Here is a 24,680-nt window from a genome sequence, read left to right on the forward strand (position 1 = left end):
GGTTCTCGGTCAGGAGATGGTCAGGTCGAAGCCGCCGTCGGCGAGCCGGCCGGTGCTGGTGTCGTAGACGCCGACGGTGATGGTGTTGGACTCGTGGCAGGTCGCCGACGAGTTCCGGTAGGCGATGAACGGCAGGCGGCGGGGCGCCCGCGGGGTGATCTGGATCACCGCGGCGGACGTGGTGACGTGCCTGTCGACCATCACGCAGTAGCGGCCGGTCGAGGCCCGCCACGTCTTGAGGATGTTCTTGCCGTTGTTCAGCTCGCCGTCCGCGTCGACGATCGCCGCGGCCCGCGCGTACGGGGCCTGCAGGTCGGCGTACGCGGCGGGGCCGGTCATGATGAGGCTTGCGGCGCTCAGCGCGAGGCCGCCGGCCAGGATGCCACGGAACATGGGTCTTCCTCTCGGTCACTCTTCCGGGGGGCCACGACAGAAAGTAGGTTCCTGACCACCCCCGCAGCCGCGTGCCACCCCGGCCCGGACGATCAAAGTTCCTTGGGGGATCGCCCCCGAACCCATGACCGCCGGCGCGCGTCGCGGCCATCCGTCCGGGGCGCGAGGGCCCGCCGGGACGGGGGTTCGCTCTTGGCGCACGCCATACCCGGGCCGCCCGCCGCGATCCCGGGACGGCCGCCGGGCCGCCGCATTAGTGTCTGCTCGTGGTCGCACTGATGGCGCTGCTCGGTCTGGTCGCCGGACTCCAGGTCAGGGCGCTGGCCGACGCCTACGACGACCTCGCGTCCCCGCCGTCCTGGCCGCCCGGCGTCGAACTGCTGACCGCCACGGTGACGGCGCTGACCGCCTGGCTCGCCGGGCCGCCGTACACGGGGCTCGCGCTGGCCGGCACGGCGCTGGCGGTCATCGACTGGCGTACCAGCCTGCTGCCCGACGCGATCACGCTGCCCGCGTACCCGATCATCGCACTGACCCTGCTGCCCACCGGGGAGCTGCCGCGCGCGCTGCTCGGCGCGGCGGCGCTGGCGGCCGTCTACGGCCTGCTGTGGTTCGCCAGGCCGGCCGCGATGGGCCTCGGCGACGTCAAGCTGGCCGGGCTCATCGGCATGGCGGCGGCGGCGATGAGCTGGCAGACGTGGGTGGCCGCGGCGTTCGCCGGGCAGGTGCTCGGCGCGCTCTACGCGGTCGCCCTGCTGCTCACCGGGCGGGGCGACCGGCACACCCAGTTCCCCTTCGGGCCGTTCATGCTGCTCGGTGCTTTCGTGGCGCTCTGTCTCGGCTGGTGAACGACGGACATCCCACCCGGCCGCACGTGGAAGACTTGGAGTCATGTTGCGCTGGTTGACGGCCGGAGAGTCCCACGGCCCCGAACTCGTTGCCATCCTCGAAGGACTGCCCGCCGGGGTCGAGGTGACCACGGCCGCGATCGACGAGGCCCTGCGCCGCCGCAGGCTCGGCTACGGCCGCGGCGCGCGGATGAAGTTCGAGCAGGACCAGGTGACGATCGTCGGCGGCGTGCGCCACGGCCGCACCATGGGCAGCCCGGTCGCCGTCCGCGTCGGCAACACCGAGTGGCCCAAGTGGGAGAAGGTCATGTCGGCCGACCCGGTCGACCCGGCCGAGCTGGAGGGCCTGGCCCGCAACGCGCCGAGGTCCCGCCCCCGCCCCGGCCACGCCGACCTGGCCGGCATGCAGAAGTACGGCTTCGACGACGCCCGCCAGGTGCTCGACCGGGCCAGCGCCCGCGAGACCGCGGCCCGCGTCGCGCTCGGCGAGGTCGCCAGGCGCTTCCTGAAGCAGGCGCTCGGCGTCGACATCATCAGCCACGTCACCTCCATCGGCGGCGCGCAGACCCCCACCGAGGTGCTGCCCGGCCCCGGCGACCTGGCCAGGATCGACGAAGACCCGGTCCGCTGCTCCGACCCCGAGGGCAGCGCCGCCATGGTCGCCGTCATCGACCAGGCCCACAAAGACGGCGACACGCTCGGCGGCGTCGTCGAGGTGCTCGCCTACGGCCTGCCGCCCGGCCTGGGCAGCTACACCCACTGGGACCGCAGGCTCGACTCCCGGCTCGCCGCGGCCCTCATGGGCATCCAGGCGATCAAGGGCGTCGCGGTCGGCGACGGCTTCGAGACCGCCCGCCGGCCCGGCTCGCGCGCCCACGACGAGATCGAGTACACCGCCGAGAACGGCGTCAAGCGCATCACCAACCGCGCGGGCGGCGTCGAGGGCGGCATGACCAACGGCGAGGTCCTGCGGGTCAGCGCCGCCATGAAGCCCATCTCCACCGTGCCGAGGGCGCTGGCCACGATCGACGTCAAGACCGGCGAGGCGGCCAAGGCCCACCACGAGCGCTCCGACGTGTGCGCCGTCCCGGCCGCGGGCATCGTGGCCGAGGCCATGGTCGCGCTGGTGCTGGCCGACGTGGCCCTGGAGAAGTTCGGCGGCGACTCGGTGGAGGAGGTCGCCCGCAACCTGTCCGGCTACCTCTCCTCGATGGTGATCAAGTGACGGCCTCGCGGAGCGAACGAGAAGGGGTGAGCGACCAGTGACCAGAGCCGTGCTCATCGGCCCGCCCGGGTCCGGCAAGACCACGATCGGGCGGCTGCTGGCCGAGCGGCTCGGCGTCGCCTTCCGCGACACCGACGCCGACGTCGAGGCCGTGGCCGGCAAGCCGGTCTCCGACATCTTCGTCGAGGACGGCGAGGCCCGCTTCCGCGAGCTGGAGCACGAGGCCGTGCGCCGCGCCTCGGCCGAGCACGACGGCGTGCTGTCGCTCGGCGGCGGCGCCGTGCTCAACGAGGAGACCCAGGCCCTGCTCGCCGGCCACCACGTGGTCTACCTGCAGGTGGGCCTGGCCGACGCGGTCCAGCGGGTCGGGCTCGGCTCGGCCAGGCCGCTGCTCGTGCTCAACCCGCGCAGCCAGCTCAAGAAGCTGATGGAGGAGCGGCGGCCGGTCTACGAGCGCCTGGCCGTGGTCACGCTCGCCACCGACAAGCGCGAGCCCGGCGAGCTCGCCGACGAGATCCTGGAGGGCCTGCCGGCATGACCGCGACGCGGATCCCCGTCTCCGGCGACAGCCCCTACGACGTCGTGGTGGGCAGCGGCGTGCAGGCCGAGCTGCCGGGCCTGCTCCGGCCGGGCGTGCGCACGGTCGCCGTCGTCCGCCCGCAGGGCCTGCCCGAGCTGTCCCGCCCGGTCCTCGCGGCGCTGGCCGAGGCCGGCTACGAGGTGGCCGACCTGCCCGTCCCCGACGGCGAGGCGTGCAAGACGCCCGAGGTGGCCGCCGGCCTGTGGTCCGCGCTCGGCCGCCACGGCCTGACCCGCTCCGACGCCGTCGTGGGCGTGGGCGGCGGCGCGACGACCGACCTGGCCGGGTTCGTGGCCGGCACCTGGCTGCGCGGCGTGCAGGTCGTGCTCGTGCCGACGACGCTGCTGGCCATGGTCGACGCCGCCGTCGGCGGCAAGAACGGCATCGACACCCCCGAGGGCAAGAACCTGGTGGGCACGTTCCTGCCGCCCGCCGGGGTGCTCTGCGACCTGGCCGTGCTGCCCGGCATGCCGAAGGCCGACTACGTGGCGGGGCTCGCCGAGATCATCAAGGGCGGCTTCATCGCCGACCCGCGGATCCTCACGCTGGTCGAGTCCGACCCCGAGGGGGCCACCAGGCCCGACGGCCCCCACACCCGCGAGCTGATCGAGCGCAAGATCCGCGTCAAGGCCGACGTCGTGGGCGCCGACCTGCGCGAGCAGGGCCTGCGCGAGATCCTCAACTATGGCCACACGCTCGCCCACGCCATCGAGCGCGACGAGCACTACACGATCCGCCACGGCGAGGCGGTCGCCATCGGCATGGTCTACGCCGCCGAGCTGTCCCGGCTGTCCGGCCGCGCCGACCTGGCCGCCCGCACCCGCGCGATCCTCACCTCCGTGGGCCTGCCGGTCTCCTACCACGCCGGCGCCTGGCCGCGGCTGCGCGACCACATGCGGCTGGACAAGAAGAACCGGGGCGCCAAGCAGCGCTTCGTCGTCCTCGACGACCTGGCCAGGCCCGGGCGTCTGGAAGACCCCGCCGAAGAGCTGCTCGAAGCCGCCTACAAGGAGATCGCGCGATGATCCTCGTGCTCAACGGCCCCAACCTGAGCAGGCTCGGCACCCGCGAGCCCGACGTCTACGGGGCCGAGACGCTGGAGGACCTCGCCGAGCTGTGCCGCGAGACCGGCCGCAAGCTCGGCGAGCAGGTCGAGGTGCGCCAGACCGACGACGAGGCCGAGCTGATCGGCTGGCTGCACGAGGCCGCCGACGGCCGCATCCCCGTCGTGCTCAACCCGGCCGCCTTCACCCACTACTCCTACGCCGTGCGCGACGCCATCGCCCAGCGCACCGCCCCGCTCGTCGAGGTGCACATCAGCAACCCCGCGGCGAGGGAAGAGTTTCGCCACACCTCGGTCGTCGCCGGGGTGGCGACGGGCACGATCGCCGGATTCGGACTACAGTCCTACGTCCTGGCGCTACACGCTATCGCGGAGATGAACAGCAGCTCATGAGGCATTACAAGTCCTTCGTCGCCCTCGGGGACAGTTTCACCGAAGGACTGAACGATCCAGGCCCCGACGGGCACTACCGCGGCTGGGCCGACCGGGTGGCCGAACGGCTCGCCGCCGACGACCCGGCGTTCCGCTACGCGAACCTGGCCGTCCGCGGCAAGCTGCTCGACCAGATCATCACCGAGCAGGTGCCGCGGGCCATCGAGATGGGCCCCGACCTGGTCAGCTTCTGCGCGGGCGGCAACGACCTGCTGCGGCCGGGCAGCGACCCCGATGTGATGGCCAAGCGCCTGGCCCGCGCGGTGCGCGACCTGCGAGCCGGGGGCGCGGACGTGCTGCTGTTCACCGGGGTCGATCCGCGCGACACACCGCTGATGCGGCGGCTGCGCGGCCGTTTCGCCATCTTCTACCTGCACATCCGCTCCATCGCCGACCTCTACGGCTGCCGGCTGGTCGACCAGTGGTCGATGCAGGGGCTACGCGACTGGCGGGCCTGGAGCACCGACCGCCTGCACATGAACGAGGACGGCCACCGGCTGGTGGCGGCCCGCGTGCTCGATGTGCTGGGGGTGCCGTTCGACGACTGGCGCAAGGAGTGGCCGGATCGGCTGGTCGATCCGCGGGCGCGGCGCCGCGAGGACGCCCAGTGGATCCGCGAGCACCTGGTGCCGTGGATGTCCCGCCGCCTGCGCGGCACCTCCTCCGGCGACGGCCTCACCCCGAAGCGCCCCGACCTCACCCCGTTCTGACTTCCCCTTGCAGGGCCGTTCCCGGATCAGGCGGGCTCTGAGGGGCTGTTCTGTGGCCTCATCAGGCCGGCTCTGAGGGGCGTTCCCCTGCGGCTCCGCCTGGGGCGATCTTGAGGGACTGTGCTCGCCTTTCGCATCGGGCTTTTTCCTTACGGCTTCGCCTGGTCAGGCCACCCGCCGTACGGGGCCGGTGGCCTTCCAGGAAACGCCCGCTGACCCTTCACCGGCGGGCCGCCGTCACGCGAGCCCGCCTTGCCCCACTCCGTGGCCCCCGCGGGCCCGCGACGGTCAGGACTCGGTGGACAGGCGCTTGAGCGCGGCGCGGGGGACGGCCGGGTCGGTGGTACGCCAGAACGGCGGCAACGATCCCAGCAGGAAACCGCTGTAACGGGCCGTGGCCAGACGCGGGTCGAGGACCGCGATGACGCCCTTGTCGTCCTGGGCGCGCAGCAACCGGCCGGTGCCCTGGGCCAGCAGCAGGGCGGCGTGGTTGGCCGCCACCGACATGAACCCGTTGCCGCCGCGCGCCGCGACGTGCCGCTGCCGGGCCGAGGTGAGCGGGTCGTCGGGACGCGGGAACGGCACCCGGTCGATGATGACCAGCCGCAGCGACGGCCCGGGGACGTCGACCCCCTGCCACAGCGACAACGTGCCGAACAGGCAGGTCGGCTCGTCCTCGGCGAACTGCTTGACCAGCAGCATGGTCGAGTCGTCGCCCTGGCACAGCAGCGGCACGTCGAGCCGTTCGCGCAGCGCCTCCGTGGCGGCCTTGGCGGCGCGCATCGAGGAGAACAGCCCCAGCGTGCGCCCACCGGCCGCCTCGATGAGCTCGGTGATCTCGTCGAGATACTGCTGCGGCAGCCCGTCGCGGCCCGGCTGGGGGAGGTGTTTGGCGACGTAGAGGATGCCGGCGCGCGGGTGGTCGAACGGCGAGCCGACGTCGATGCCCTGCCAGCGCTTGCTGTCGCCCAGCCCCCACTGCGCGGCCAGCCCCTCGAACGTGCCGCCGAGGGCGAGCGTGGCGGAGGTGAGCACCACCGTGCGCTCGCCGAACAGCCGGTCGCGCAGCATGCCGCTCACGCTCAGCGGCGCGACCCGCAACATGGGCGGACGGCGGTCGGTGGCGCCGTCGAGCCAGACCACCTCGGCGCGGTCGGCCTCGGAGGCGTGGCCGTAGGCGTCGAGCATGCGCACGGCGGTGTCGTGCACCTCGTCGAGCGCGGTGAAGGCGGCCTTGCGCTGGCCCGCCTTGTCGGGGTCGTCCTTGTCGGCGTTGCGCGGGCCCATGGCGGTGATGCAGCGCCAGGCCGTGTCGCGGATGAGCTGCAGCGTGAGCCCGAGCACCTGCGGCAGCTCGTCGATGCGGCCGGGCGGCGCGGCGGCCAGCAGCGCCTTGAGGTCTTCGCCCGCCTCCATGAGCTGGTCGGCGAGCGGCTGCTCGATCAGCCGGCCGACGCGGCGCACGGCCAGCATCACCGACGCCTCGGACAGCTCGCTGGTCACCACCGAGGTCACCCGGTCGACCAGCTCGTGGGCCTCGTCGACGACCACGACCTCGTGCTCGGGCAGCACCGGCAGGTCGCCCATGGCGTCGATGGCCAGCAGCGCGTGGTTGGTCACCACGACGTCGACCTCGCCCGCGCGCGCTCTGGCCAGCTCGGCGAAGCACTCGGGGCCGCTCGGGCAGCGGGTGGCGCCCAGGCACTCCTGCGCGCTCACCGAGAACTGTCGCCAGGCCTGCTCGCTCACGCCGGGCACCAGCTCGTCGCGGTCGCCCGTCTCGGTCTCGTCGGCCCACTCCTGGATGCGCTGGACCATGCGGCCGGTCGCGCTCACCTCGCGCGGGTCGAAGAGCTGGTCCTGCTCGTCCTCCTCGGGCCAGCCCGCCGTCGCCTTGTAGCGGCACAGGTAGTTGCGCCGGCCCTTGAGTATGGCGAACGTCGGCTCGTGCGGCAGCTCCTTGCCCAGCGCCTCGGCCAGCCGGGGCAGGTCGCGGTCGACGAGCTGGCGCTGCAGGGCGATGGTGGCCGTGGAGATCACGACGGGGGAGTCGCTGTCCATGGCGTGCCGGATCGAGGGCACCAGGTACGCCAGCGACTTGCCGGTGCCCGTGCCCGCCTGGACGGCCAGGTGCTCCTCGTCGTCGATGGCCTTCTGGACGGCCTTGACCATGGTGACCTGGCCCTGCCGCTCGCTCCCTCCGAGAGCGCCGACCGCGATGCTGAGCAGTTCGTCCACTGACGGGAGATGGGAGTCCGGCACGGTCGTCAACGGTACCCGCTATCCCGGGCCGGCGCGCCGGGACGCGGCGTGTCCGGCCATGCGCATCCCGGCGTTCCCGGGCTCCCCGCGGGACTCGCGTGGCACACTGTCGAACGGAACTCCAACTGGTCAGGAAGATCTTGCTGGTGTGATCGAAGGGGTTCACGGTCTCGATGGTGAGAGCGGTTAGGTAGGGTTTTCCGGGGTTGAGTGGACGAATAAAGGCTGGTTAAAGCAGTATGTCTGCCATGTCGGAAGTTGTCCCGTTGCCGTCGTTCGGCGAAGTCTTCTTCGATGCACGAGGTCAGGAGCGGTGCCTCCGGGTCACGTGGCATGAGGGCACATTGGTCCTCAGCCTGTGGCGAGGGGAGATGTGCACAGCGAGCTTCCGCATGCCGATGGAGGACGTCGGCAGGCTGCTCGACACGCTCGACGACGGCTACGCCGAGGCCACGGGCGAGCAGCCCGCGGTGCCCGCGGCCGATCCGGGCACCGAGATCATGCCGGGCACCGAGGTCATGCCGGGCACCGGGACGTACCATCGGCCGCCCCAGCACGCCCAGCAGCAGCCTCCGCCGCCGGCGCTCGACGAGCGGCCCACCGCGTCGCTGTCGCCCAACGACGTGCTGGTCGCGCGCGGCCCGGCGCCGCAGGACAAGCTGGTGGCCTCCTACAGCGAGACCACCGGCCCCCGGGAGACGCCGTCGTACGGCGAGCGCACCCCCTTCACCGGCCCCCAGTACGTCGAGCAGCCCGCCGCCCAGTACCCCGGCGACCCGCACAGCGGCCCCCACTACACCGGCGACCCGTTCAGCGGCCCGCAGTACACGGGCGATCCGCTGAGCGGCCCGCAGTACACGGGTGACGCCTTCAGCGGCCCGCAGTACACCGGCGACCCGCTGAGCGGCCCCCAGTACACCGGCGACCCCTTCACCGGCCCCCAGTACGTCGACAGCAACGAGCCCGTCTACCAGCTGCCCGCCGACCAGCGCCGTCCGGCGCCGCTGAGCACCGACCCGCTCGGCTTCCCGTCCCAGGCCGCCGACCCCTTCCCGCCGGCCCAGCAGTACTCCGCGGACCCGTACGGCTCCTACCAGCAGCCGCCGTCCCCGCCCCAGCCGCAGCCCCAGCCCCAGCCCCAGCCGCAGCATCAGGCCCAGCCGCAGAGCACGGCCGGGCTCGGCACTCCCATGCACGGCATCCCCGGCGCCGGCCGCAGGCGCAACCCCGCGCCCGCCCAGGACTCCTACCGCGCGGCCGACAACTACCAGGGCTACCAGCAGTCCCCGCCGCCCAACCCGGTGGACCCGCTGCTGGCGCTCGGCCGCCAGGAGTACCCGCCGCAGTCGTCCGACCCGAACATGGGCCGTCCCTACGTGACGGACCCCCTGTTCTCGACCGGCGAACGCCTGCGCCCCGACCAGCAGCAGGACTACGGCGACGGGCACGACCGCCGGGAGTGGTGACACCCTCCTCCCGCCCGCCGGGTACGCTCTCGGCATCCACCCGGGCGAGCTGGAGGAGCGTCGTTGAACCCGACCATGGGCCTGCAACTGCTGCTGATGGCCGGTGGCGCGGTGGCGGTCGCGGCCGTGGCGCGGCGGCGGGGCTGGCCGGCCCCGCTGTTGCTGGTCGCGGCCGGCCTGCTGGTCTCGCCGCTGGTGCCGGCCGTGCCGTTGCAGCCGGAGCTGGTGCTGTTCGTGTTCCTGCCCCCGCTGCTCTACTCGGCCGCGCTCGACAGCTCCTACCTGCGCCTGCGTGACGTCAAACGGGCCGTGGCGCTGCTGTCGATCGGCCTGGTGCTGTTCACCACGGCCGTGGTGGGGCTGGTCGTCCACCTGCTGCTGCCGCAGCTCCCGCTGGCCGCCGCCTTCGCGCTCGGCGCGATCATCGCGCCGCCCGACGCCGTCGCGGCCGTCGCCGTGGGCCGGCGGCTCGGGCTGCCGCGCAAGTCGCTGACGATCCTCATCGGCGAGAGCCTGTTCAACGACGCCACGGCGCTGACGGCCTACCGGGTGGCCATCGGGGCGGCCGTCGGCGGCAGCATCGACCTGTTCCAGGGCGTGGCGCAGTTCCTGTTCGCGGCGCTCGGCGGGGTGGCCATCGGGCTGGCGCTGGCGTTCGTGTTCGCCTGGGTGTTCCAGCACACCCGCGACTCGCTGGTCGAGAACACGCTGATGCTGCTGATCCCGTTCGCGGCCTATCTCGCGGCCGAGTCCGTGCACGTCTCCGGGCTCGGGCCCGAGCCGGTGCACGCCTCGGGCGTGATCTCCGTCGTGGTCGTCGGCCTCTACCTGGGCAACCGCATGCACCAGCGGGGGTTCGGCACCCGGCTGGTGTCCGACGCGGTGTGGAAGGTCACCGACTTCTTCCTGGAGTCGATCGTCTTCGCGCTCATCGGGCTGCAGCTCGTGACCGTGGTCCAGGGCATCACCGGCTACAGCCCCTGGCAGGTCGCCGGCTACGCGCTGGCGGTGCTCGCGGTGACGATCGTGTCCAGGTTCGTGTGGGTGTTCGCCTTCACCCCGCTGGTCAAGCTCGTACGGCGGGGCCCGGCGCCCAGCCCGCAGCAGACGGTGATCCTGGGCTGGGCCGGCATGCGGGGCGTGGTGTCGCTCGCGGCGGCGTTCTCGATCCCGCCGGAGATCCCGGCCCGCGACCGCGCCATGCTGCTGTTCCTGACGTTCACCACGGTGATCGGCACCCTGCTGATCCAGGGCATGACGTTCCCCGCGCTGATCAGGAAGCTGCGCGTGTCGAGCGAGCAGGAGCGCTACGAGGACACGCTGGCCGAGGCGGCCGCCCAGCAGGCCGCGCTGGAGGCGGGCCTGGCCGAGCTCGAACGGCTGGTCGAGCAGGAGGGCGAGCCCGACGAGATCAAGAAGCAGGTCATCGACCAGCTCAGGGAGAAGTCGTGGCGGCGGTCGCTGACCGCGTGGGAACGGCTGGGCGGCGGCACCGCGCAGGGCGGCGCCGAGACCCCCAGCAGCATCTACCGGCGGCTGCGCCGTGACATGCTCACGGCCGAGCGCGAGGTGTTCGTCCGCCTGCGCGACGAGCGCCGTCTCGACGACGAGGTGCTGCGCGAGGTGATGGCCCAGCTCGACTTCGAGGAGGCCATCCTCGAACGCTGACCCCGCCGGGCGCCGCCGAGGGCATCGGCCGGCCGGGTCAGCCCATCTGGTTGTCCACGAAGCACCAGCGCCAGCTCTCGCCCGGTTCGAACGACTGGATCACCGGGTGCGTGGTCTCGTGGAAGTGCTTGGTCGCGTGCTTGTTGGGCGAGGAGTCGCAGCAGCCGACGTGGCCGCACTCCAGGCAGCGCCGCAGATGCACCCATCGGCTGCCGCTGGCCAGGCACTCCTCGCAGCCCTCTGGGGTCTTCGCCGCCGGGTCGTCGGCCTGGGAAAGATGCTCGCACATTGCCATGGATCAGATCCTAGGACCCGGCCGCCGTCGCCTTCCGCCCAGACCTCCTGTACGGGCCCTGACCAGCCAGAACACTGTGCGCGCCGGGCCTTCGGCGGAGGGGTTCCGCGCGGTTCGCGGGGTGGTCGACCAGACTTCTCTCAGGGGGCCGCACTCAGGGGAGTGAGAAGGCATGGCCGATGTGTTCGCGAAGTGTCGTCTGCCCGGGTACCAGCCGGTCAAGGAGCTGGGCGTCTATCCCTACTACCACCCGATCCAGGAGCGTCCGGGCGACGGGGAGGTGGTGGTCGGCGGACGGGTGCTGGTGCAGGCCGGGTCCAACGACTATCTCGGGCTCTCGGGGGATTCACGCGTCAAGGAGGCCGCCGTCGCGGCGGTCCGGCGGCTCGGGGCGGGCAGCGGCGGTTCGCGGCTGACGAACGGCTCCCTCGCGCTGCACGAGGAGCTGGAGGCGCGGCTCGCGGAGTTCCTCGGACGTCCGGCGGTCATGGTGACCAGCGCCGGCTACCTGGCCAACCTCGCGCTGGGCGCGCTGCTGGGGCCGGGCGACGTGGTGATCGGCGACCGGCTGGTGCACGCGTGCCTCATCGATGCCGTACGCCTGGGCGGAGCGCGCTTACGCCGCTACCGGCACAACGACATGGACCACCTGGAACGGCTGCTGGCCGCGGTCGACCCGGACGCCGGCCGGCTGATCGTGACCGAGGGCATGTTCTCCACCTCGGGGAACGTGTGCGACCTGCCGGGCATCGCCAAGCTCGCCCGCGCGTACGGAGCCCGCGTCGTGCTGGACAGCGCCCACGACGCCGGCCTGCTCGGTGACGCCGGTCGCGGCGCCGCCGAGGCGCACGGCCTGGAGGAGGCCGTGGACGTGCAGACCGTCACCTTCTCCAAGTCGTTCGGCACGATCGGCGGCGCGGTCGCCGGACCGGAGGAGATCATCCTCTACCTGCGCCACCACGCGCGGTCCATGGTGTTCACCGCCGCGCTGTCACCGGCCTGCGCCGCCGCCGCGCTGGCCGCCCTGGAGATCGTGGCGGCCGAGCCCGAGCGGCGGCGCCGGGTGCGGGCGGCGGCCGGGCGGCTGAGCGGCGAGCTGGCCGGGCTGGGGTACGCCGTCGTGCCGTCGGACCGTCCGGTCATCGCCGTGCCGGTGGGGGAGGACCTGCTGTGTTTCCGGCTGTGGCGGGAGCTGTTCGACGAAGGGGTGTTCACCACGGCCATGATCTCGCCGGGGGTGCCGCCGGGGCAGGCGCTCATCCGGGTCAGCATCACCGCCACCCACACCGACGCCCAGCTCGACCGGATCACGGCCGCCTTCGCCGTCGCCGGCCCTCGATCGGGGCTCCTTCGCTGAACGCGCGCGCCGCCGCGGGCGCGGGGCGCTGGGTAAGGTCGAGGTATGCGACTCATCAAGAGCCGGTTCGTGCCCCTGGCGCTCTTCGCCGTATGCGTCCTGGCCGCCGGGTGCGGCGAGGTCAACGACACGATCGACAAGGCCCAGGCGTGTCTGGAGGCGCCGAAGATCGTCACCGAGCTGGCCGCCAAGGTCAAGGACCTCACCGACGACCCCAAGGCCATGGAGAAGGCGCTCGACGACGCCGCGGGCAAGCTCAACGACGTGGCCGACAAGGCCGCCAACACCACGCTCAAGCAGGCCAGCGAAGACCTTGCCAAGACTTTGGCCGGGATCAACGTCCAGAACGTCAACGACGCCGTCGACGCGGCCCAGAAGGTGGGCAGCGAGGCGGTCGACTACGCCCAGCAGGTCGCCAAGGCGTGCAGCTGAAATCCCGCTCTCTCTAGGGGAAAAGGGGACGAATTACCATATAAGGCATGGAACCCGACCCGCGTTTCACCTTGGCCAACGAACGCACCTTCCTGACGTGGCTGAGCACGGCGCTGGCGCTCAGCGCGGGCGGGGTGGCCATGGCGGCGGTGCCCTCCGACGTGTTCGTGCCGTGGGTCCGCACGGTGCTGGCGGTCATGCTGGTGTCGTTGTCCGCGCTGGCGGCGGGCATGGCCTATCCGCGCTGGCGCAACATCCAGCGCGCCCTGCGCAACCAGGCGCCGCTCCCGCCGCCCGCTCTCGCGGCCGTCTTCGGGTACGGCGTCGCCACCGTGGCGATCGTCGCCCTCGTGCTCATCATCCTGTCGGTGTAGATGTCACAGGAGATCTGGGACGAGGGCCTGCAGAGCGAGCGCACCCGCCTCGCCTGGGTCCGCACCGCCGTGGCGCTGGCCACGGGCGGGCTCGGCGCCGCCGGGCTCGCGGTGCGCCACGGCCTGCCCGCCGTGGCCGTCGCGGGGTTCGCGCTGGCCGCGCTCTGCGGGGCGGTCCTGCTGATCAGGACGGGCGTGCGCTTCCGCCGGGTCCAGGAGGCCCTGCACGGCGGGCGGCCCATCGACGCGGGTCTCGACGCGTTGTTCGCCTGGCTCGGCACCCTCAGCGTCGTGCTCGGCGCGGTCACCTTCGTGCTCACGGTCCGGTGACCCCCGGCTTGCGATGTGCCGGAGGGGAGGCGGACACTCGTAGTGAGGGGGTGACCTCAGTGGAGGAAGAACGCAGGACCCTGCCCTTCGAGTGCCGCGGTTGCTGGCACGTCTGGGAAGAGGACTACCTCGTCCGGCACGTCGACGACGAGCACGGGAACGCCGCCGAGATCTGGCTCAGGGACGGGCTCGTGGTGCCGCCGCCGTCGTACGGGGTGATCTGCCCGCACTGCGGCTGTCAGCAGACCACCACGTTCCCGGCCGGCTATCTCGCCCGCCATCCGGAACTGTTCCGGTCGGACGAGCCCGTCGTGCCGGACGCGACGCCGCTGCTCAGCCCGGTTCCGCCGCGGCGTCCGTACTGACGCGGGACGCGACGGCGGGCGGGCAAGTGCCGAAAAACGGCGCTAAACCATGACACTTGGTAAGCGTTTCGTAGCTTGAAGTGTCATAAGGTGCGCCTTGCGCAGGCGCGGGGTCAGGCGCAGACTCAGGTCTAGACCACCGAATCCCAGCCGGGGGTGATCCTCGTGCGCGACGGGTTCGAGACCCGCGAGACCTGGCCCTTCGAGTGCCTGCGCTGTCTGCGTGTCTGGGAGGAGGAATTCGTCGTCCGGCATTTCGCCGACGACCACGGCAATCAGGTCGAGATCTGGCTCAGCTCCGGCGTTGCCGTGCAACCCCCCTGGTCGGGCACGTGCTGCCCGGGATGCGGCGCCTATCACGTGACGTCGTTCCCCAGCGGTTACCTGGCCAGGCACCCCGAGCTGCGGCCGGCGCCCGAGGTGCTGCCGGACCTCGTGCCCGAGCTCGGCGCCGCGTCGGGTCCGGTGCTGGAGGAGCCGAAGGCGCCCCTGTCCGGGATGCCTTCGGCCGGTCGGCTGCTCGTCGCGGTAGGGGTGCCCGTCGCCCTCTTCGTCGGGTACGAGCTGTACCGCAACCTCGTGGCCGTCGCGCCCGCTCACCACTAGCGCGCCCGTCCGCCATCGGCCCCCCCGCCCGCGCGGTGGGCCGATGGCGTCGCGGTCACTGGCTCAGGCTCTCCAGCCAGGCCCGGTGCAGCCCGGCGAAGCGGCCCGAGGCGGCGATGAGCCGGTCGGGCGGACCGTCCTCGACGACCTGGCCGGCCTCCATCACCAGCACCCGGTCGGCGATCTCCACGGTCGAGAGCCGGTGGGCGATGATCAGCGCGGTGCGGTCGGCGAGGATCGTGCGCAGCGCCCGCTGCACCAGCCGCTCGCTCGGCACGTCGAGGCTGGAGGTGGCCTCGTCGAGGATGAGCACCGCGGGGTCGGCGAGGAACGCCCTGGCGAACGCGATGAGCTGCCGCTGGCCCGCCGACATGCGCCCGCCGCGCTTGCCGACCTCGGTGTCGTAGCCGTCGGGCAGCCCGGCGACGAACTCGTGCGCGCCGATCGCCTTGGCCGCCTCGCGGACCTGCCGGTCGGTGGCGTCCGGCCGGCCGAACCTGATGTTGTCCGCGACCGTGCCGCTGAACAGGAAGTTCTCCTGCGTCACCATGACCACGGCCTGGCGCAGCGTCGTCTCGTCCAGGTCGCGCAGATCGACCCCGTCGAGCAGCACGCGGCCCGCGGTCGGGTCGTAGAAGCGGGAGATCAGCTTGGCCAGCGTCGTCTTGCCCGCGCCGGTCGCGCCGACCAGCGCCACGCTCTGCCCGCCGGGGATCGTCAGGTCGAGGCCGGGCAGGATCGGCATCTCCTCGACGTAGGCGAAGCGCACGTCCTCGAAGCGGACCATGCCGCGGGCCTGCTGGGGCAGCGGCTCGGGCCGGCGCGGCTCCGGCACGCCCGGCTCCTCCTCCAGCACGCCCGACAGCTTCTCCAGGGCCGCGCCCGCCGACTGCAGGGTGTTGTAGAACTGGCTGAGCTCCTGCATCGGCTCGTAGAACTGCCGCAGGTACAGCAGGAACGCGGCCAGCACGCCGACCGTGACCTCGCCCTGGATCGCCAGGTAGCCGCCGTAGAGCAGCACCCCGCCCACGGTCAGGTTGCCGATCAGCTTGATGCCGAACATGAACTCCGCGCCCAGGACCATGCTGCGCGCGTTGGCGTCCCGGTAGTCGTCGTTGAGCTGGGCGAAGATCTCCTGGTTGCGCGGCTCCCTGCGGAACGCCTGCACCGCGCGGATGCCGGTCATCGACTCCACGAAGTGCACGATCACCAGGGCGACCGTCTCCCGCGTCCGCCGGTAGACGATCACCGACTGCCGCCGGAACCACCGCGTGAACAGCAGCAGCAGCGGCAGTGGGACCAGCGCCACCAGGCCGAGGTGCACGTCGAGGACGAGCAGCAGCGCGGCCGTGCCGAACATCGTCAGCACCGCCTTGACCAGCCCGTCGAAGCCCGACTGGAGCAGCTCGGAGATGGCCTCGATGTCGGAGGTCAGCCGGGAGATGACCCGGCCCGAGGTGTACTTCTCGTGGAAGCTCAGCGACAGCCGCTGGAAGTGGTCGAACACCCGCCTGCGCAGCTCCAGCAGCACGCTCTGGCCGATCTTCCCCGACAGGCGCAGGAACGCCTGCCGGGTGAGCGCCTGCGTGACGGCCGCGGCCAGGATCACGCCGACCACGACCAGCAGGACCGACGGCCCCGACCCGCGGGTCATCGGCGGGATGCCGTCGTCGATCCCCACCTTGACCAGGTACGGGATCGCCAGCGCCGCGGCGTTCGAGACGACGATGATCGCGGTGAGCACCGCGATGGCCTTGCGGTAGGGACGCAGCAGGTCGCCGAGCAGCCTGCGGGAGCGCTCCCGCAGCAGCACCGACACCTTCTCCGGCAGTTCGTCCTGCTCCTCGGAGGCGACGCCGCGCCAGGAGGAGACGGGGGCGGTGGTCATCGCAGGGCTCCTTCCGAGGGGTCGAAGTCGGCGTCCTGGGCCAGCAGCTCGCGGTACTCGGGCACGTCGGCCAGCAGCTCGTGGTGGCGGCCGACGTGCGTGATGGTGCCGTCGCGCAGCAGCGCCACCTTGTCGGCCAGCAGCACGGTCGAGGCGCGGTGGGCGACCACGATGCCGGTCGCCTCGCGCAGGACGTGCCGCAACGCCTCCTCCACCAGCGCCTCGGTCTCCACGTCGAGCGCGGACAGGGTGTCGTCGAGGACGAGCACCCGCGGCCTGCTCAGCACCGCCCGCGCCAGGGCGAGCCGCTGCCGCTGCCCGCCCGACAGCGACAGGCCCTGCTCGCCGATGCGGGTGTCGAGGCCCCAGGGCAGGTCGTACACGAAGCCGGCCTGGGCGGTGGCGATCGCGTCGGCCATCTCCTCCTCGGTGGCGTCGAGCCGGCCGAGCATGAGGTTCTCGCGCACGCTCATCGAGAACAGCGTCGGCTCCTCGAACGCGGTGGCCACCAGCGAGCGCAGCGTGGTCAGGTCGAGGTCGCGCACGTCCTCGCCGTCGATGGTGACGCGGCCCGTGGTGGCGTCGATCAGCCGGGGCACCAGCGCGGTCAGCGTGGTCTTGCCCGCGCCGGTCGCGCCCACGATCGCGACCGTCTCGCCGGGACGCACGTCCAGCCAGACGTCGCGCAGCACCGGCTCGTCGGCGCCGGGGAAGGCGAACCCGACGCCCTCGAACCGCAGGTGGCCCCGGGGCAGCTCGATCGTGCGGCTGCCGCTCTCGATGGCCGGGACGGTGTCCATGACCTCCATGACCCGGTCGGCGGAGGTCATCGCCTCCTGGGCCATGGCCAGGATGTAGCCGAGGCTGGCGATCGGCCAGACGAGCTGGAGCATCAGGGTGGTGAAGGCGACCAGCGTGCCCAGCGTCATCGAGCCGGAGCCCACCGCGAGCGCGCCGAGCAGCAGCACCAGGGCGAGGGTGACGTTGGGGATCACTTCGAGGAAGGCGAAGAACCTGGCCGACAGGGTGGCCTTGTCGACCGAGCTGCCGTACACCTTGCGGGCCGCCTCGTCGTACCGGTCGTAGACGTGGTGGCGGCGGCCGAACGCCTTGATCGTACGGATGCCGATGGCCGACTCCTCGACGAGCGTGGCGAGGTCGCCCTGCTCGTCCTGGACCTGCCGGGAGATCTTGATGTACCGCTTCTCGAACCGCAGGGACGTCCACACGATCGGCACGGCCGAGGCCAGCACCAGCAGCCCGAGCGGCCAGTACTTGTTCAGCAGGAGCACGGTCACCGTGATGAGCTGGAGGATGTTCATCACCAGGAAGAGCATGCCGAAGCCGAGGAAGCGGCGGATCGTGGACAGGTCCGTCGTGGCCCGCGACAGCAACTGGCCCGACTGCCAGTCGCCGTGGAAGCCCATCGGCAGGCGCTGCAGGTGCTCGTAGAGGTCGTCGCGGATCGCGGTCTCCAGCCCGAGGACGGGTTTGACCTGGGTCCAGCGCCGCAGGAAGATCAGCCCGGCCTCCACGACGCCCACGCCCAGGGCGATGAGACCGAGCGGGAGCAGCCCGTCGGAGTCGCCCCGCGTCACGGGACCGTCGATGACCTTCTCACTGATCAGGGGGAGCGCGATGCTCGCGGCGATGCTGAGGATCGCGGCCAGCCAGATGAGCACCAGTCTGGCGGCGTACGGGCGGAGGTAGGACTTCATCCGCCACAGGGAGTTGGAGGAGAGCAGGGGACGGCGAGGTGTGTCAGTATCGGGAGGCATCCCATCCAGATTAATACGTGGGATCAACCCATTTTTTGCGGTAAATGTGGGGGTTTCTGCAGGTTACGGGCGGAAACGAGACCCTCACGGCTCGTCCGGTGGCCCCGCGCCCGCCGTCGTCCGGGCGGCCGGGCCCACGTCCACCTGCGGCTCGGGCGCGGCCCACGCTAAGGCGGAGCTGTCCTTTCCGCTCACCTTTCTCACCGGACAGGAAGTCGCGATGATCGACGAAAGTGAACTGCCGTACCTGCGGCGCTGTGTCGAGCTGGCCACCGAGGCGCTGGAGTCCGGCGACGAGCCCTTCGGGTCGGTGCTGGTCGCCGCGGACGGCGCCGTGCTGGCCGAGGACCACAACCGGGTGGCCGGGGGCGACCGCACCCGGCATCCGGAGTTCGAACTGGCACGGTGGGCGGCGGCCAACCTGACACCGGGCGAGCGGGCGGCGGCCACCGTCTACACCTCCGGCGAGCACTGCCCGATGTGCGCGGCGGCCCACGCCTGGGTGGGCCTCGGGCGCATCGTCTACGTGGCGTCGTCGGCGCAGCTCGCCGGGTGGCTGGCGGAGCTGGGCGTGCCGGCGCCGCCGGTGAGCACGCTGCCGGTCAACGCCGTCGCGCCGGGCATCGCGGTGGACGGGCCCGTCCCGGAGCTGGCCGGACAGGTGCACGAGCTGCACCGCCGCTTCCACGGCGCGCGGTGAGGGCGGCGGGCGCGGCGCGTCCGCCGGTCAGTCGGTACCGGACGAGCCGAGGGCGATCGTGTCGGCGACCTCGGCGTGCCGCTCGGCCTCCTCGGCGGCGAAGCGGGCCTCGTCCAGCTTGTCGGCGATGTCCTCGTCCTGCTTCATGAGGGCGTCGAGCGACTGGCCGGCCATCTCCAGCACGCCCATGTCGGCGTACGCCTGCTGCAGCCGCGGGCTCCACAGCCCGATGTCCTTGACGCACGGCACGATCCTGCTGAACAGCAGCGAGCGGAACAGCCGCAGGTACTCCGACTGGTCGGTGGCCCGCATGACCTCGTCGGTCTCGGCCCTGGACAGGCCCAGGTGCTCCCAGGACTCCGCGCCGCGCAGCCGGTCGCGCATCAGGTAGCAGCCCTCGATGACGAAGTCCTCGCGCTCGCGCAGCTCGGACTCCGACAGGTTCTGGTAGTAGTCGCGCAGCGCCATCCGGCCGAAGGCGACGTGCCGGGCCTCGTCCTGCATCACGTACGCGAGGATCTGCTTGGGCAGCGGCTTGGTGGTGATGTCGCGCATGACGCCGAACGCGGCCAGGGCCAGGCCCTCGATGAGCACCTGCATGCCGAGGTAGGGCATGTCCCAGCGGGAGTCGCTGAGCGTGCTCTCCAGCAGCGCCTTGAGGTGCTCGTTGATCGGGTACGCCAGCCCCACCTTCTCCTGGAGGAAGCGGGCGTAGGTCTCGGCGTGGCGGGCCTCGTCCATCGTCTGGGTGGCGGCGTAGAACTTGGAGTCCAGGTCGGGCACCGACTCCACGATCCGGGCCGAGCAGATCATCGCGCCCTGCTCGCCGTGCAGGAACTGGGAGAACTGCCAGGCCGCGCCGTGCAGCCGCACGTCCTGGCGCTGCTGGGGGCCGAGCCGGTGCCACAGCGGGGTGTCGTGGATGGCGATCGTGGTGTCGGGGATCCCGAGCACGTTGTACGGGTCCACCTCCAGGTCCCAGTCGATGCGTTTGGCCGAGTCCCACTGCTTGTCCTTGCCCTTCTGGTACAAGGCCAGCATGCGGTCGCGGCCCTCGTCGTACTCCCAGGTGAACCGGCTGGCGCCGGCCATCCCGACGTCCCAGGTGGAGAGCTCGGCGGGGAGGGTGTAGAGATCGTGCGTCGACATGGGGGACCTCCGCGAGGGGGATTACGTACGGTGTACGTCCACGGCTCGACCCTTGCACGTACGGTGTACGTGCGTCAATAGAATGAGCTATGACCACCGAGCCCTTGTCCAGGCCCCGCATCGTGGCCGCGGCCATCGACCTCATCGAGCGCGAGGGCGCCGACGCGGTCTCCATGCGCCGCATCGCGGCCGAGCTCGGCGTCGGCGTGATGTCCCTCTACAACCACGTGCCGAACAAGGACGCCCTGCTCAACGGCGTGGCCGAGAGCGTGCTGAGCGGCATCGAGTTCACCGACGACCCCGACGCCCACTGGACCGACCGGGTGCGGGCGCAGGCGCGGGCCTTCCGGCAGATCGCCCACCACCATCCGCGCTCGACCATGGTGGTGGTCAGCCGCCAGCTCCACTCCCACGCCGGGCTGTTGCCGGTCGAGCGGGCGCTGGCCACGCTGCGCGGCGCGGGCTTCGACGGGCCCGACGCCGTCCGGATGTTGCGCATGTTCATCGCCTTCATCGTGGGCTCGCTGCTGCGCGAGGTCGGCGTGACGCCCACGTTCGCGCCCGTCCACAGCCGCACGGTCGAGGCCGCCGTGGTCGATCCGGCGTTGTTCCCCGAGGTGAGCGCGCTGGCGCCGCTGCTGGCCGAGTGCGACCACGAGGCGGAGTTCGAGTTCGGGGTCGAACTGCTCATCCAGGCCATCGCGGTGCACGCGGGTCAGTAGGAGGGCACCCGGGTGACCCGGATGCCCTCCGGAGCGGAGATCAGTACCAGTTGTGTGATCTCCAGTGCCCCCAGGCGCCGCAGGGCCTGCCGTACCTTCCCTTGATGTAGGCCAGGCCCCAGCGGATCTGCGTCTCGGGGTTGGACCGCCAGTCCTTGCCCGCGCCGCTCATCTTGCCCGCGGGCAGCGCCTGCGGGATTCCGTAGGCGCCCGACGACCGGTTGAGCGCGTGGTGGTTCCAATTGCTCTCCCTGGTCCACAGGTTGTCCAGGCAGCGGAACTCCCGGTAGTTCCACGCACGCTGGACGACCTGCCCCAGAGCGATCTTCTTGTTTCTTCCGGCGGGCCGTACGGCCGCGATCTTCGGCTGCGCTGACGTTGTCCAGGTCCGCATCTTGATCACCGGGGGCCGGGACTCCGCCCAGGCCGGGCCGGTGCTGACGCCGAACGCGCTGATAGTGAGAAGAGTGCCGCTGAGCACGCGTTTGCTGTCCAAGGCGATCCTTGCTATCGGGTCGCGTGCGGACGGGCGCCCCCTCGGGGCGCCCTGCCGGTCCGGCGTCCGTGGCTCGGACGCGGAGGGTCCGCGCGGCCTCCCGGGATCTGTACCGCCCGATCGTGCTGGACGGCCCGGAAGGCGCCACGACGTGTCCTCAAGCACGATTCCTATTACGGGCCGTGACCGCGGGCCGCGATCTCGACACGCGAAGGACAGGTGTTTGCGCGCTCAATTCGGATAAAGGGCGATCTCGCTGGGCCAGGATTGCCCGGCCCGTCGCCTATATGGCATGTCCTTGAGTAAAAACGCGGACGTACCTGGGGTTTGGCTCAGTACCAACTGTGGGATTGGAAGTGCGCCCACGCGCGACACGGCGAGCCGTACCGCTGCTTGATGTAGCCCAGACCCCACCGGATCTGGGTGCGTGGGTTCGTGCGCCAGTCGGCGCCCGAGGAGGCCATCTTGTGGCCCGGAAGTGCCTGCGGAATGCCGTAGGCGCCCGACCGGTTGCCGGCCCTGTGGTTCCAGCCGCTCTCTCTGGCCCAGAGCCTGACCAGGCAGCCGTAGCTCGCGGCGCCCCAGCCGCGCTGGGCGGCCAGGGACTTGGCGATGGCTTTGTTCCTGCCACTGCTCTGGGAGCTCTGCGCCTGTGCGGCCGTGGTGCCGGTCACCGTCGCGAGCGTGGCGGCGAGGACCAGGACACCGGTACGGCGGAGCATGGGCATGCGGATTCCCTTTCGAAGGGGACGGGGACCGCGTCACCCTGCCTGACAAACTCCCTTCTTTCCTAATTGACCATGAAAAATTAGGCGCAATTCCAAGATCGCGACATATTGATATTCAGGGGTTTCGTGGGAAAAATGAGGAATAGGTCACAATCTGCGCCCGGCATCGTTCTGTAAGCTTCAGATCATGAGCCTTCGCGACATCCCGCTCCGCACCCTCGCCGACGACCCCACCACGCTCGGCGACCTCGCCGGCGACAAGGCCGTCCTCCTGGTCAACGTGGCCTCCCGCTGCGGCCTGACCCCGCAGTACTCCGGCCTGGTCCAGCTCCAGCAGGACTTCGGCCCGCGCGGCTTCAGCGTGGTCGGCATGCCCTGCAACCAGTTCGCCGGCCAGGAGCCCGGCACGGCGGAGGAGATCCAGGAGTTCTGCTCGGCGACCTACGGCGTCGACTTCCCGCTGCTGGCCAAGGCCGACGTCAACGGCCCCGGCCGCCACCCGCTCTACGCGGCGCTCACCGAGACCGCCGACGAGGAGGGCGCGGCGGGCGACGTCCAGTGGAACTTCGAGAAGTTCCTGCTCGACCGCGAGGGCAACGTCGTGGCCCGCTTCCGCCCCCGCACCGCCCCCGACGACCCGGCCGTCGTCGCGGCCATCGAGAAGCTGCTCTAGCGGGCCCGCCGGCGTTCGTAGGTGTGGAAGGCGGCGCAGCACACCAGCAGCGCCACCGCGAACACCGGCAGCCAGGCCAGCCGGGCCGCCACCCATCCGAGCTGCTCGGGCGGGGTGTGCAGGCCGGGCAGCGCGGCGCCGCCCGGCGGGCCGGGCAGCGCCCGGCCCGCCAGCAGCCCGAGCTCGGTCACCGCGATCAGCGCGGTCTGGTGCCACAGGAAGATCGTCATCGCGCCCAGGTTCGCCACGGCCACGGGCGCCCAGACGGCGGGGCGGCGCAGCAGCCGGCGCAGCGGGCTGAGCAGCAGCAGCGCCGCGCCGCACTGGGCGAGCCCGAAGGCGACGGCCGCGAGCGAGGGCGGGTCCAGGTTGGAGACCGGGGCGCCCGGCACCCCGACCATGGTCGCCGGGTAGCCGCCCCACACCACCAGTGCCAGGGCCGTGGCCGCGCCGCCGGCCAGCAGCGTCCAGCCGGTGGCCCGGCTCCGCAGCTCCCCGCGGGCCCAGGCCGCGCCCAGGCAGTACGGCACCAGCCAGCCGGCCGCCAGGTTCACCCACCACAACCACTCCGGGCCGCCGGGCCCGAACCGCACCGCGTCGGCGGCCGCCACCGCCGCGAGCGGCCAGGCCGGGTGCAGCCGGGCGGCCAGCGGCGTGGCCGCCGTCAGCGCGGCGAACACCAGTAGGAACCACATCGGCGCCGCCGCCATCCTGACCAGCAGCCGCACGTCCTCCAGCGGCACCCCGGAGGCGAGCATCGCGACCGCCGCCACGGCCCACACCGCCGCGACGACCGCCACCGGGCGGAACAGCCGCCCCAACCGGCCGCGCAGCCACGGGACGTAGCCGATGCCGGCCGCCCGCGCCGACCGGTGACCCTTCACCCCGACCAGGCCGCCCACCAGGAAGAAGATCGCCAGCATCTGGAACGCCCACGACATCGGGGCGAGCTGCGGCAGGTACTTGAGCGGGCTGGTGACGCGCAGGCTGCCGCTGTCGCTGACCACGGCGGTCACCAGCCAGTGCCCGGCCACCACTCCGAGGATGGCCAGGGCCCGCAGGGCGTCCAGGGCCCGGTCGCGTTCCGGCGGCGTCCCGGCCTCGATGCGGGCGGTGAGCCCGCGCGGGCCGGAGCGGGCGCGGAGGGAGGAGTCAGACATCGCGGGCGGCCTCTCCCGAGACGATGCGGGCGACGGCCGTCAGCGCGGGGGAGCCGGGCCGCAGGTAGTCGCTGTGGCCGCCGTCGCCCGCCGCGAAGACGCGGGCGCCGAACCCGGGCGAGACCGGGTCGGCCCCCAGCCCGACCGTGACGAACGGCAGCTCGACCAGCGCGTGGGGCACCCCGGAGATCCAGTCGGCGCCGCCGCACCCGGCCCACACGACCGCGCGGGTGCGCATCGCGGCGACGTCGGTGACGCCCGCGCCGGGGCTGCCCATCAGGACGATGTCGGCCACGTCCAGGCCGGGCGCGGCCCGTCCGCACACCACCGAGCCGTAGGAGTGGCACACGAGCGACAGCCGGGCGCCGGGCTTGACCGCGCGCAGCTCCCGTACGAACGCGCGCAGCCCGGGTACGGCCTCGTCGGCCCGCGCGGGCGTCAGCACGTCCAGGCTGAGCGTGCCGGGCGTGCGGTACCCGGCCCAGGCGATGACCGCCGAGCCGTCCCCGAGCGTCTCGCGCAGCCGCGTCGCGCCGGCGCGCAGGAGGCCGTACCGGTCGAGGTTCGTGTCGGAGCCGGGCACCAGGACGGCGATCCGCCGGGCCGTCGCCAGGTCGCCGAAGACCTCCACGGTCCGGCCGCCGTCGCGCCCGTCGAAGGACAGGAACGTGCGCGACGGGTCCGCCATGGCTCGCAGCGCCGCCGCCCGCAGGCGGTGCCCCCGCGCGGCGGCGGTGCGCTCGGCGGCCAGGACGGCGGCGCGCCCGGCGGCGTACCGCTCGGTCAGTGCGGCGGCCAGCACGGCGGGGGCCGCGGCGCGCAGCGGCGCCACGGCGGCGGGAACGGGCGCGGGCACCCCCGCGGACCCGCCGGCGCCGGACGCGGGCACCGCCACCGAAGCGGTGACGAGCACGGCGAGCAGGCGGTTCCTGAGCGATGCCATGGCGGATGGTCCCTTCCGTGCTGGTTCTTCCTTCCGG

27 protein-coding genes are annotated in these 24,680 nt (G+C 72.1%); 17 read left to right on the top strand and 10 right to left on the bottom strand.

Annotation, left to right across the window (positions count from 1 at the left end; all coding sequences use genetic code 11):
• Window positions 1-9: 9 nt before the first annotated feature.
• Entirely contained in the window at window positions 10-393 is a 384-nt protein-coding gene (locus ACNF49_RS19895) for a hypothetical protein (RefSeq protein WP_352363953.1), read from the bottom strand.
• A 266-nt stretch (window positions 394-659) separates the two neighbouring features.
• Here ACNF49_RS19895 and ACNF49_RS19900 point away from each other — a divergent pair, with 266 nt between their 5' ends.
• From ACNF49_RS19900 to ACNF49_RS19925, 6 genes are read left to right on the top strand one after another with little or no spacing between them, the layout of a single operon-like run.
• Entirely contained in the window at window positions 660-1,241 is a 582-nt protein-coding gene (locus ACNF49_RS19900) for a prepilin peptidase (protein ID WP_482944636.1), read from the top strand.
• A 43-nt stretch (window positions 1,242-1,284) separates the two neighbouring features.
• Window positions 1,285-2,466 (top strand): chorismate synthase, encoded by a 1,182-nt coding sequence (gene aroC / locus ACNF49_RS19905; RefSeq protein ID WP_482944637.1) that lies wholly within the window; start codon window positions 1,285-1,287, stop codon window positions 2,464-2,466.
• A gap of 37 nt (window positions 2,467-2,503) precedes the next feature.
• Window positions 2,504-3,004 carry a shikimate kinase gene (locus ACNF49_RS19910; protein WP_482944638.1) on the top strand — a complete coding sequence of 167 codons (501 nt, stop codon included), beginning with the start codon at window positions 2,504-2,506 and terminating at the stop codon, window positions 3,002-3,004.
• Window positions 3,001-4,071 (top strand): 3-dehydroquinate synthase, encoded by a 1,071-nt coding sequence (aroB, locus tag ACNF49_RS19915; RefSeq protein ID WP_482944639.1) that lies wholly within the window; start codon window positions 3,001-3,003, stop codon window positions 4,069-4,071. The genes ACNF49_RS19910 and aroB overlap by 4 nt, the downstream gene beginning before the upstream one ends.
• Entirely contained in the window at window positions 4,068-4,502 is a 435-nt protein-coding gene (aroQ, locus tag ACNF49_RS19920) for a type II 3-dehydroquinate dehydratase (RefSeq protein WP_352363963.1), read from the top strand. Before aroB ends, aroQ begins: the two co-directional genes overlap by 4 nt.
• Entirely contained in the window at window positions 4,499-5,251 is a 753-nt protein-coding gene (locus tag ACNF49_RS19925) for an SGNH/GDSL hydrolase family protein (RefSeq protein WP_482944640.1), read from the top strand. Before aroQ ends, ACNF49_RS19925 begins: the two co-directional genes overlap by 4 nt.
• A 288-nt stretch (window positions 5,252-5,539) precedes the next feature.
• On the opposite strand, the gene ACNF49_RS19930 is transcribed toward ACNF49_RS19925, so the two are convergent.
• Window positions 5,540-7,513, bottom strand: a complete 1,974-nt coding sequence (locus ACNF49_RS19930) for an ATP-dependent DNA helicase (protein WP_357964730.1) — start codon at window positions 7,511-7,513, stop codon at window positions 5,540-5,542.
• Between the two features lie 392 nt (window positions 7,514-7,905).
• On the opposite strand from ACNF49_RS19930, the gene ACNF49_RS19935 reads away from it, so the two are divergent.
• Window positions 7,906-8,979 carry a hypothetical protein gene (locus ACNF49_RS19935; RefSeq protein WP_482944641.1) on the top strand — a complete coding sequence of 358 codons (1,074 nt, stop codon included), beginning with the start codon at window positions 7,906-7,908 and terminating at the stop codon, window positions 8,977-8,979.
• A gap of 63 nt (window positions 8,980-9,042) precedes the next feature.
• Entirely contained in the window at window positions 9,043-10,647 is a 1,605-nt protein-coding gene (locus ACNF49_RS19940) for a Na+/H+ antiporter (protein ID WP_357964727.1), read from the top strand.
• Between the two features lie 37 nt (window positions 10,648-10,684).
• On the opposite strand, the gene ACNF49_RS19945 is transcribed toward ACNF49_RS19940, so the two are convergent.
• Window positions 10,685-10,942, bottom strand: a complete 258-nt coding sequence (locus ACNF49_RS19945; RefSeq protein ID WP_482944642.1) for a ubiquitin carboxyl-terminal hydrolase 14 — start codon at window positions 10,940-10,942, stop codon at window positions 10,685-10,687.
• 172 nt (window positions 10,943-11,114) lie between these two features.
• Here ACNF49_RS19945 and ACNF49_RS19950 point away from each other — a divergent pair, with 172 nt between their 5' ends.
• The 6 genes from ACNF49_RS19950 to ACNF49_RS19975 all read left to right on the top strand — a co-directional run bounded on the left by ACNF49_RS19950 (window position 11,115) and on the right by ACNF49_RS19975 (window position 14,406).
• Entirely contained in the window at window positions 11,115-12,299 is a 1,185-nt protein-coding gene (locus ACNF49_RS19950) for an aminotransferase class I/II-fold pyridoxal phosphate-dependent enzyme (RefSeq protein ID WP_482944643.1), read from the top strand.
• Between the two features lie 45 nt (window positions 12,300-12,344).
• A complete protein-coding gene (locus tag ACNF49_RS19955) occupies window positions 12,345-12,731 on the top strand; it encodes a DUF8711 family protein (RefSeq protein ID WP_357964723.1) in 387 nt (128 codons plus the stop codon).
• A 47-nt stretch (window positions 12,732-12,778) separates the two neighbouring features.
• Window positions 12,779-13,105 carry a YidH family protein gene (locus tag ACNF49_RS19960; RefSeq protein ID WP_357964722.1) on the top strand — a complete coding sequence of 109 codons (327 nt, stop codon included), beginning with the start codon at window positions 12,779-12,781 and terminating at the stop codon, window positions 13,103-13,105.
• On the top strand, window positions 13,106-13,435 hold the full coding sequence (locus tag ACNF49_RS19965; protein WP_357964720.1) for a DUF202 domain-containing protein: 330 nt from the start codon (window positions 13,106-13,108) through the stop codon (window positions 13,433-13,435). It abuts the gene before it with no gap.
• A 50-nt stretch (window positions 13,436-13,485) separates the two neighbouring features.
• Entirely contained in the window at window positions 13,486-13,800 is a 315-nt protein-coding gene (locus tag ACNF49_RS19970; RefSeq protein ID WP_357964718.1) for a hypothetical protein, read from the top strand.
• A 165-nt stretch (window positions 13,801-13,965) separates the two neighbouring features.
• On the top strand, window positions 13,966-14,406 hold the full coding sequence (locus tag ACNF49_RS19975) for a hypothetical protein (protein ID WP_357964716.1): 441 nt from the start codon (window positions 13,966-13,968) through the stop codon (window positions 14,404-14,406).
• Between the two features lie 55 nt (window positions 14,407-14,461).
• Here the strand turns inward: ACNF49_RS19975 and ACNF49_RS19980 are convergent, their stop codons facing one another.
• Window positions 14,462-16,294 (bottom strand): ABC transporter ATP-binding protein, encoded by a 1,833-nt coding sequence (locus ACNF49_RS19980; RefSeq protein ID WP_357964715.1) that lies wholly within the window; start codon window positions 16,292-16,294, stop codon window positions 14,462-14,464.
• Entirely contained in the window at window positions 16,291-18,072 is a 1,782-nt protein-coding gene (locus ACNF49_RS19985; RefSeq protein WP_357964713.1) for an ABC transporter ATP-binding protein, read from the bottom strand. The genes ACNF49_RS19980 and ACNF49_RS19985 overlap by 4 nt, the downstream gene beginning before the upstream one ends.
• A 220-nt stretch (window positions 18,073-18,292) precedes the next feature.
• On the opposite strand from ACNF49_RS19985, the gene ACNF49_RS19990 reads away from it, so the two are divergent.
• Complete coding sequence (locus ACNF49_RS19990) at window positions 18,293-18,772, top strand: nucleoside deaminase (RefSeq protein WP_482944645.1); 480 nt, start codon at window positions 18,293-18,295, stop codon at window positions 18,770-18,772.
• A 27-nt stretch (window positions 18,773-18,799) separates the two neighbouring features.
• Here ACNF49_RS19990 and ACNF49_RS19995 read toward each other — a convergent pair whose 3' ends face one another.
• The gene (locus ACNF49_RS19995; protein ID WP_357964710.1) at window positions 18,800-19,921 is read right to left on the bottom strand and encodes a ferritin-like domain-containing protein; all 1,122 of its coding nucleotides are present in this window, start codon (window positions 19,919-19,921) and stop codon (window positions 18,800-18,802) included.
• A gap of 89 nt (window positions 19,922-20,010) precedes the next feature.
• Here ACNF49_RS19995 and ACNF49_RS20000 point away from each other — a divergent pair, with 89 nt between their 5' ends.
• Window positions 20,011-20,643: a TetR/AcrR family transcriptional regulator gene (locus ACNF49_RS20000; protein WP_352357184.1), complete on the top strand. Its 633-nt coding sequence runs from the start codon at window positions 20,011-20,013 to the stop codon at window positions 20,641-20,643.
• A 40-nt stretch (window positions 20,644-20,683) separates the two neighbouring features.
• On the opposite strand, the gene ACNF49_RS20005 is transcribed toward ACNF49_RS20000, so the two are convergent.
• Window positions 20,684-21,139, bottom strand: a complete 456-nt coding sequence (locus ACNF49_RS20005) for an aggregation-promoting factor C-terminal-like domain-containing protein (RefSeq protein WP_357964708.1) — start codon at window positions 21,137-21,139, stop codon at window positions 20,684-20,686.
• Window positions 21,140-21,471: 332 nt separating this feature from the next.
• Window positions 21,472-21,867, bottom strand: coding sequence for an aggregation-promoting factor C-terminal-like domain-containing protein (locus tag ACNF49_RS20010; protein ID WP_397163737.1), 396 nt, complete (start codon window positions 21,865-21,867; stop codon window positions 21,472-21,474).
• Between the two features lie 187 nt (window positions 21,868-22,054).
• On the opposite strand from ACNF49_RS20010, the gene ACNF49_RS20015 reads away from it, so the two are divergent.
• A complete protein-coding gene (locus ACNF49_RS20015; protein ID WP_482944646.1) occupies window positions 22,055-22,540 on the top strand; it encodes a glutathione peroxidase in 486 nt (161 codons plus the stop codon).
• On the opposite strand, the gene ACNF49_RS20020 is transcribed toward ACNF49_RS20015, so the two are convergent.
• Window positions 22,537-23,700, bottom strand: coding sequence for an acyltransferase family protein (locus ACNF49_RS20020; protein ID WP_482944647.1), 1,164 nt, complete (start codon window positions 23,698-23,700; stop codon window positions 22,537-22,539). The genes ACNF49_RS20015 and ACNF49_RS20020 overlap by 4 nt on opposite strands.
• Entirely contained in the window at window positions 23,693-24,643 is a 951-nt protein-coding gene (locus ACNF49_RS20025; protein ID WP_482944648.1) for an alpha/beta hydrolase, read from the bottom strand. The genes ACNF49_RS20020 and ACNF49_RS20025 overlap by 8 nt, the downstream gene beginning before the upstream one ends.
• Window positions 24,644-24,680: the final 37 nt, after the last annotated feature.

The organism is Actinomadura sp. ATCC 39365 (assembly GCF_054392275.1).

Coding starts and splice junctions, on each gene's coding strand:
- ACNF49_RS19895 (WP_352363953.1), bottom strand. CDS start 393: ATGTTCCGTGGCATCCTGGCCGGCGGCCTCGCGCTGAGCGCCGCAAGC.
- aroC (WP_482944637.1), top strand. CDS start 1,285: ATGTTGCGCTGGTTGACGGCCGGAGAGTCCCACGGCCCCGAACTCGTT.
- aroB (WP_482944639.1), top strand. CDS start 3,001: ATGACCGCGACGCGGATCCCCGTCTCCGGCGACAGCCCCTACGACGTC.
- aroQ (WP_352363963.1), top strand. CDS start 4,068: ATGATCCTCGTGCTCAACGGCCCCAACCTGAGCAGGCTCGGCACCCGC.
- ACNF49_RS19925 (WP_482944640.1), top strand. CDS start 4,499: ATGAGGCATTACAAGTCCTTCGTCGCCCTCGGGGACAGTTTCACCGAA.
- ACNF49_RS19935 (WP_482944641.1), top strand. CDS start 7,906: ATGCCGATGGAGGACGTCGGCAGGCTGCTCGACACGCTCGACGACGGC.
- ACNF49_RS19945 (WP_482944642.1), bottom strand. CDS start 10,942: ATGGCAATGTGCGAGCATCTTTCCCAGGCCGACGACCCGGCGGCGAAG.
- ACNF49_RS19950 (WP_482944643.1), top strand. CDS start 11,115: ATGGCCGATGTGTTCGCGAAGTGTCGTCTGCCCGGGTACCAGCCGGTC.
- ACNF49_RS19955 (WP_357964723.1), top strand. CDS start 12,345: ATGCGACTCATCAAGAGCCGGTTCGTGCCCCTGGCGCTCTTCGCCGTA.
- ACNF49_RS19960 (WP_357964722.1), top strand. CDS start 12,779: ATGGAACCCGACCCGCGTTTCACCTTGGCCAACGAACGCACCTTCCTG.
- ACNF49_RS19965 (WP_357964720.1), top strand. CDS start 13,106: ATGTCACAGGAGATCTGGGACGAGGGCCTGCAGAGCGAGCGCACCCGC.
- ACNF49_RS19980 (WP_357964715.1), bottom strand. CDS start 16,294: ATGACCACCGCCCCCGTCTCCTCCTGGCGCGGCGTCGCCTCCGAGGAG.
- ACNF49_RS19985 (WP_357964713.1), bottom strand. CDS start 18,072: ATGCCTCCCGATACTGACACACCTCGCCGTCCCCTGCTCTCCTCCAAC.
- ACNF49_RS19990 (WP_482944645.1), top strand. CDS start 18,293: ATGATCGACGAAAGTGAACTGCCGTACCTGCGGCGCTGTGTCGAGCTG.
- ACNF49_RS19995 (WP_357964710.1), bottom strand. CDS start 19,921: ATGTCGACGCACGATCTCTACACCCTCCCCGCCGAGCTCTCCACCTGG.
- ACNF49_RS20000 (WP_352357184.1), top strand. CDS start 20,011: ATGACCACCGAGCCCTTGTCCAGGCCCCGCATCGTGGCCGCGGCCATC.
- ACNF49_RS20010 (WP_397163737.1), bottom strand. CDS start 21,867: ATGCCCATGCTCCGCCGTACCGGTGTCCTGGTCCTCGCCGCCACGCTC.
- ACNF49_RS20015 (WP_482944646.1), top strand. CDS start 22,055: ATGAGCCTTCGCGACATCCCGCTCCGCACCCTCGCCGACGACCCCACC.
- ACNF49_RS20020 (WP_482944647.1), bottom strand. CDS start 23,700: ATGTCTGACTCCTCCCTCCGCGCCCGCTCCGGCCCGCGCGGGCTCACC.
- ACNF49_RS20025 (WP_482944648.1), bottom strand. CDS start 24,643: ATGGCATCGCTCAGGAACCGCCTGCTCGCCGTGCTCGTCACCGCTTCG.